This is a genomic window from Streptomyces sp. NPDC088554 (assembly GCF_044752945.1).
Classification (GTDB): Bacteria; Actinomycetota; Actinomycetes; order Streptomycetales; family Streptomycetaceae; genus Streptomyces.
On the sequence record NZ_JBIVMF010000084.1, the window covers coordinates 1 to 2722 of the forward strand.

Here is a 2722-nt window from a genome sequence, read left to right on the forward strand (position 1 = left end):
GAGCCTGTCGCGTTGGTGTCGGCGTTGGGTGAGTTGTTCGTGGGTGGTTTTCCGGTGGAGTGGGGGGTGTTCTTCGCGGGGGGGTCTGTGCGGCGGGTGGAGTTGCCGACGTATGCCTTCCAGCGTTCCCGCTACTGGCTGGAGGGGTCGGCGGGGACAGTTGGCCGGCAGCGCGAGGGCGGGGGTCGGGACGAGGTGGACACCGCTTTCTGGAAGGCGGTGGAGCAGGGCGACCTCTCCGCTCTGGACGCTGGGCCGGGGATGAACGGCCGGGCTCGGCTGGCGGACGCGCTGCCTGCCCTGTCGTCCTGGCGCCGCCGGGCCAAGCAGATGTCGGTGGTCGACACGTGGCGCTACCGCGTGACGTGGCTGCCGCTGTCGGAGCCCGCTCGTGTGTCCGCGACGGGTGTGTGGCTGCTGCTGGTTCCGGCGGGGGCCGGTGACGCGGTGGAATCCGCAGGGACCGTCGCGGCCGCGCTGGCCGATCATGGCGCCGAGGTGGTCGGGGTGGAGCTCGACTACCCGGAGGCCGACCGGGTACGTACCGTTCTCGCCGAGCGAATCACGGGACAGATCGCCGAGCAGCTCGGCACCGCGGACATCGGCCGGGTACGTGGGGTGGTGTCGCTGCTGGCGCTGGCCGACGGCAACGACCGGCACCATCCGTCGGTGCCCTGCGGGCTGGCCCTGACTCTGGGGCTGGTACAGGCGTTGGGTGACATGGAGTTGGGCGCACCGTTGTGGTGCCTGACCCGGGGCGCGGTCGCCACGGACGGGTCGGACGGGGTGGACAGCGCGGAGCAGGCGCAGGTGTGGGGCCTGGGCCGGGCCGTGGCGTTGGAGCACCCGGACCGCTGGGGCGGCCTGGTCGATCTGCCGCAGCAGGTGGACCCGCGCACGGCACGGCGTCTGGTCGGTGTCCTGGCCACCAGCAGCGACCCCGGTCACGAGGACCAGATCGCTCTGCGCACCGCCGGCCTCTTCGCCCCGCGCCTGACCCGCGACACCGCCGCCCCGGTCGGAGATCCGGGGGAGTGGGTGCCGTCGGGCACGGTTCTGGTGACCGGTGGTACGGGTGCGGTCGGTGGGCATGTGGCCCGTTGGCTGGCCGCTCGTGGAGCCGAACGGTTGGTCCTGGTCGGCCGCCGCGGCCCCGATGCCCCCGGGGCGCGGGTGCTGCGGGAGGAACTGGCCGCCTCGGGGGCGCAGGTGGAGCTGGTCGCCTGCGACCTGCGTGACCAGGAGGCCGTGACCGCGTTGGTGGCCGGGTTGGCCGACGAGGGTGACCTGACGGCGGTGGTCCATGCCGCGGGCGTGCTCGACGACGGTGTGCTGGCCTCGTTGTCGGTCGGGCGTTGTGCCGAGGTACTGGCTGCCAAGGCGCAGGCCGCCCACTACCTGGACCTGGCCACACGCGAAGTGGAGCTGGACGCCTTCGTGCTGTTCTCGTCGGCTTCCGGTGTGCTGGGCAGCGCCGGACAGGCCAACTACGCCGCTGCCAACGCCTACTTGGACGCGTTGGCCGAGCACCGGCACGCCCTCGGGCTGCCCGCCGTCTCGCTCGCGTGGGGCCGGTGGGCCGAGGGCGGCATGGCCGCCGAGCGTGAGGCCGCCGGGCGGCTGGACCGGGACGGGTGGTCGGCCATGACACCTGAGTCGGCCGTCGTGGCCATGGCCCGTGCCGTCACCGCCGGCCGCCCCGCCGTGATGGTCGCCGACGTGGACTGGCGGCGCTTCGCCCCGGCCTTCACCGCCGTACGGCCGGGTGGTTCCCTGCTGACAGGTATCCCCGAAGCCCGACAGGCTCACGCACAGCCCTGGGCCGGCGTCGACCGCCCGGCCGAAGGGGAGCAGTCCGCCTGGGCGCGCCGCCTGACGGGGCTGCCGGAGGCAGACCGGCGTACGGCCTTGCTCGACTTGGTACGTGGCCAGGTGGCAACCGTGCTGGGGCATGCCTCGGCGCGGACGATCGATCCGGCTCGGGCGTTCAAGGAGATCGGCTTCGACTCGCTCACCGCGGTGGAGCTGCGCAACCGTCTCAACGCGGCCACCGGCCTGGCCCTGTCGGCCACGCTGGTCTTCGACCACCCCACCCCCGAGGCACTGGCCGAATACATCGGTTCCCAGGTGCTGGGCACCTCGACCGAGACCGACGGCCCGGTCGTGACCACCATGATGGACGAGCCTGTCGCGATCATCGGGATGAGCTGCCGTTTCCCCGGCGGCATCCAGAGCCCCGAAGACTTGTGGGATCTGGTTTTCCGTGGTCAGGACGCGGTTACGTCGTTTCCGACGGACCGGGGTTGGGATATCGACGCTCTGTTCGATGCGGATCCTGGGAAGCCGGGTAAGACCTACACCCGTCATGGTGCGTTCCTGCACGACGCGGCCGAGTTCGACCCCCAATTCTTCGGGATTTCGCCTCGTGAGGCATCGGCGATGGACCCGCAGCAGCGGCTGCTGTTGGAGACGGCATGGGAGGCGTTCGAACGCGCGGGCATCGACCCGACGTCCCTGCGCGGCAGTGCGACCGGCGTCTTCACCGGCACCAACGGCCAGGATTACGCGACACGGCTCCGCGGGACCCCGCAAGGGGTCGAGGGGTACCTGATGACCGGCAACGCGGGCAGTGTGATTTCTGGTCGGCTTGCGTACACCTTTGGTTTGGAGGGGCCTGCGCTGACTGTGGACACGGCTTGTTCTGCGTCGTTGGTGGCTTTGC

At 71.3% G+C, this 2722-nt stretch carries 1 protein-coding gene; it reads left to right on the forward strand.

Going from position 1 to position 2722, the window contains the following annotated elements; all coding sequences use genetic code 11:
* Window positions 1–66: 66 nt before the first annotated feature.
* Window positions 67–2722: SDR family NAD(P)-dependent oxidoreductase (locus ACIP8W_RS31835; RefSeq protein WP_402205890.1), on the forward strand; the 2656-nt coding region annotated here is incomplete at its 3' end.